This is a genomic window from Streptomyces bobili, from assembly GCF_002154575.1.
GTDB lineage: Bacteria > Actinomycetota > Actinomycetes > Streptomycetales > Streptomycetaceae > Streptomyces > Streptomyces bobili.
In genome coordinates, this window is record NZ_MUBA01000675.1 from 1 (window position 1) to 3,785 (window position 3,785).

The 3,785-nt window shown below is 70.5% G+C and carries 3 protein-coding genes and 1 pseudogene; 3 read left to right on the forward strand and 1 reads right to left on the reverse strand.

The genetic code is table 11. The features are described 5' to 3' along the window. Positions 1-621 (forward strand): methyltransferase domain-containing protein (locus BZL64_RS35975; RefSeq protein ID WP_143663407.1); only part of this gene is annotated, 621 nt, incomplete at its 5' end. A 367-nt stretch (positions 622-988) separates the two neighbouring features. Further along, positions 989-1,699 (forward strand): annotated as a pseudogene (locus BZL64_RS35980) (nicotinate-nucleotide--dimethylbenzimidazole phosphoribosyltransferase); the annotation flags it as partial. Between the two features lie 94 nt (positions 1,700-1,793). Here BZL64_RS35980 and BZL64_RS35985 read toward each other — a convergent pair. Continuing rightward, entirely contained in the window at positions 1,794-2,741 is a 948-nt protein-coding gene (locus BZL64_RS35985; RefSeq protein ID WP_086773243.1) for a methionyl-tRNA formyltransferase, read from the reverse strand. Between the two features lie 245 nt (positions 2,742-2,986). On the opposite strand from BZL64_RS35985, the gene BZL64_RS35990 reads away from it, so the two are divergent. Then, on the forward strand, positions 2,987-3,785 hold a 799-nt coding region (locus BZL64_RS35990), incomplete at its 3' end, for a SidA/IucD/PvdA family monooxygenase (protein WP_143663408.1).

Genomic DNA, 3,785 nt, shown 5'->3' on the forward strand with positions numbered 1-3,785 from the left:
GGCACCGCGGGCGTGCCGCCGTCGGGCGACGGCGGCTGGATCGCCGGCCGCGACCCGGGCAGCGGCCCACGCGGCTGGACCCTGCCCGCCGGTGAGTACGGCGGCGGACTGGGCGAGGGAGAGGCCGAACTGCTCCGGGCGGCCCAACTCGCCCGCCTGGGACCGCGGGTCGGCGACCTCGTGTGGGACATCGGCTGCGGCAGCGGCGCCTTCGCGACCGAGGCCGCGCGGGCCGGGGCGGCCGTCATCGCCGTCGACCACGCCATGGAGGCGTGCGCCCGCACCGACGCCGCCGCGCGCCGCTTCGGGATACAGCTCCAGATCGTCCGCGGCAGCGCCCCGCACGTCCTGGAGGACCTGCCCGAACCGGACGTCGTCCGTGTCGGCGGCGGGGGAGCGGCCGTGGTCTCCGCGGTCGCCGACCGCCGCCCTCAGCGCATCGTCACCCACGCCATGACCCGCGATGGCGCCGAACGCGCCGGCCGCGACCTGACCGAGCACGGGTACCGCGTCGAGTGCGCCCTCGTCCAGTCCGTCGAACTCGACACGCGGGTCTGGACGGAGACGGAACGGAGCGTCGCGTTCCTGCTCAGCGGGGTTCTGCCGGACCGTTCGGCCTGACCCGGTTTGCCCTCCCCGTGATCCTGTTGTCCTACTGCGCGCGGTAGGCTGGCCGATCGTCGTACCGCATCCGGGCGCCCGGCCTTTCGTCGGTCAATGTCCGGAAAACACATCCGTTTTGGGGTGGGTGTGGTACGGCAGAACCTGAGGGCGCGCAACGTGGCGCAGTCCACAGCGGAGCGTCGCGGATCAAGCTGTCGCGACGGGGCAACGACCGCGACAATGCCACTGAATGGCTTTGTCGTCTTTTTCGTGCGGGTCGTTCGTGCCGCTGGGCGCGGACGCTCGTTCTTCACTACGGGGCGGTCGGTGCGCCGTTCCGGGTGAGCTGGTCGTAGGAGCACTAACCGATGGGCGAGGGGTACGCATGACCGACACCGGCCAGGTTCCGGGCGAGGGACTGCCGGAGAACGCAGGCATGGTGGATCAGCAGGGCGTCCCCACGCCCGGCGCGTACACCTACCTCTCCGAGACCACCGCCGAGGACGAAGACCTGTTGCTGCTGCCCGGCGCCCAGAGCGCCTGGGGCAACGAGGTCGCGCCACCCGCGCCCGAGCCGGTCGTCGAGGCCGTGCACGAACCCGGCCCGCACGAGACGGCGGGCCGGGACAGCGGCTCCGTCGACCTCAGCGCCGTCCGCCTCCCGAACCCGTCGGCACCGCCCGTGGCACCGCGGCGCCCCCTGCACCTCGGTCCGCCCCTCCCCGACACCTCCGCGAGCCCGGTCCGCTCCCTCGCCGACCGCGGCCCCGCGGGCGCGCCGGTACGCCACCCGGGCACGCCCACGTCCGGACCCGAGTACCTCGACGCCCAGCACCTGCGCGAGATGCCCCCGCAGGGTGCGGCGCCCTGGGGTGCCCAGGCGCCCGTCGAGGCGCCGGTCGCTGCCGGGGCGACCCCTGCGGAAACGGTTGTTCCCGCCGCGCGGCAGCAGACCGAGCAGTCGCACGCGGCCCAGGCGGTCATGACCCGCCCGGACACGGACACGGACACGGTCGCCGACACGGGTGCGCCCCAGCCGGAGGACCCCGCACCCCTGACACCGGAGGCGGCCGAGCCCGCGTACGCCGGTGAAGGCGCCGACGCGACGGGGCCGGGCCCCGTGACCGGGGTCCGGCGCAGATTCCGACGCCTCGGGCGTGTTGCGACAGTCCCGGCGGGCGCGGTGTGGGTCAGGGGCGGCTCGTCAGGTAGCCGCCCATGGAGGTGAAGTACTCCGTGGCCCCCAACTCCCGTCCGTCCTCGGTCCGTACGCGGGTGATGGCCAGACCGTGGTTGCGGCCGGTGCGGGCGTCGGCCCCTGCGACGATCACCACGCCGTCGCCCTCGCGGTAGAAGATGCGGCCGGGGGTACCGCCGTAGCGGGCCTCGGAGACGACCGCCGCGAGGATCTCCAGGCGCTTGCCCTTGTGGAAGGTGAAGGCGCTGGGGTACGGCTCGCACTGGGCGCGCACCAGACGCTCCAGGTCCGTGGCCGGCCAGTTCCAGTCGATGCGGATGTCGTCGGTGGAGCGCTTGTGGAAGAAGCTCGCCTGTGACCGGTCCTGCTTGGTGAACTCGGTCTGCCCGGAGGCGATGAGGTCGAGTGCGCCGATGGTGACCGGGGCGATGAGGTCGACCGTCTTGTGGAAGAGGTCGGTCGTGGTGTCCGTCGGTCCGACCGGGACCGCTTCCTGCCGCACGATGTCGCCGGCGTCCAGCTCGTCGTTCATCATGTGGGCGGTGACGCCGACTTCGGGCTCGCCGTTGATCAGGGCCCAGATCAGCGGCGAGAAGCCGGCGTACTTCGGCAGCAGCGAGTCGTGGACGTTGAGCGTGCCGTGGCGCGGCAAGTTGAAGATGCGCGGGGGGATCCAGGTCCGCCAGTTGTTGGCCACGATGATGTCCGGGTCGGCTTCCTTGAGGCGCTCGAACAGCTCGTCGTCGTCGGGGCGGTTGCGGATCAGTACGGGGACGCCGTGCTCTTCGGCGAGATCGGCGACGGAGTCGCTCCAGATCTTCTCGTACGCGTGATCGCTCCTGGGGTGTGTCACGACCAGCGCCACGTCGTGTTCGGAGTCCAGGAGGGCTTGCAGGGTGCGGTGCCCCCAGGTCTGGTAACCGAACATGACGACCCGCATGGGGGTTCCTCCTCAAGACAGGGGGTGGACCGGGAGCAGTAAAGCAAGGCTTACCTTACTTTGCAACGTCTGTACAGGGTGCGCCGGTTGGTCAACTCCCCATGCGCGGAAGGGCTTTCCGCTCTATCGACAGCCGCACGGTATTAGCTTAGGCTCACCTAAGTTCAGCGGGCCGCTCCGTCGGCGTGCCCGCCGCGCGCTTCCCCACACGCCGTAATGGCGGCCCCCCGCACGATGGGAGAGACATGTCACGGGTGCTTCCTGTTGACGCATCACCGATCCACGACCTGATCGGTATCGGCTTCGGACCGTCCAATGTCGCCATGGCGATCGCACTCAGCGAGCACAACGCACGCGTCGGCCGGCAGGAGGCCGTCACCGCTCACTTCTTCGAGCAGCAGCCGAACTTCGGCTGGCACCGCGGCATGCTGATCGACGACGCGACCATGCAGGTCTCCTTCCTCAAGGACCTCGTGACGCTGCGGAACCCGACCAGCGAATTCAGCTTCCTGTGCTACCTCCAGAGCAAGGGACGGCTGATCGACTTCATCAACCACAAGAGCCTCTTCCCGCTGCGCGTGGAGTTCCACGACTACTTCGAGTGGGCCGCGGCCAAGGTCGAGGACATGGTCTCCTACGGCCACGAGGTCGTCGGCGTCGCGCCCGCCGTTCGCGATGGAGCCGTGGACCACCTGGAAGTGACCGTCCGCACGGGCGAGGGACTCGAGGTCCACCGGGCCCGCAACCTCGTCATCGGCACCGGGCTGCGTCCCCTCGTGCCCGAGGGCATCGAACGCGGCGACCGCGTCTGGCACAACTCCGAACTGCTCGCCAGGGTCGAGGAGTTGGAAGGGACTTCACCCTCCCGGTTCGTCGTCGTGGGAGCCGGCCAGAGCGCCGCCGAGAACGTCGCCTACCTGCACCGCCGCTTCCCCGGAGCCGAGATCTGCGCGGTCTTCTCCCGCTACGGCTACAGCCCCGCCGACGACAGCAGCTTCGCCAACCGGATCTTCGACCCCGAAGCGGTCGACGACTACTTCGCCG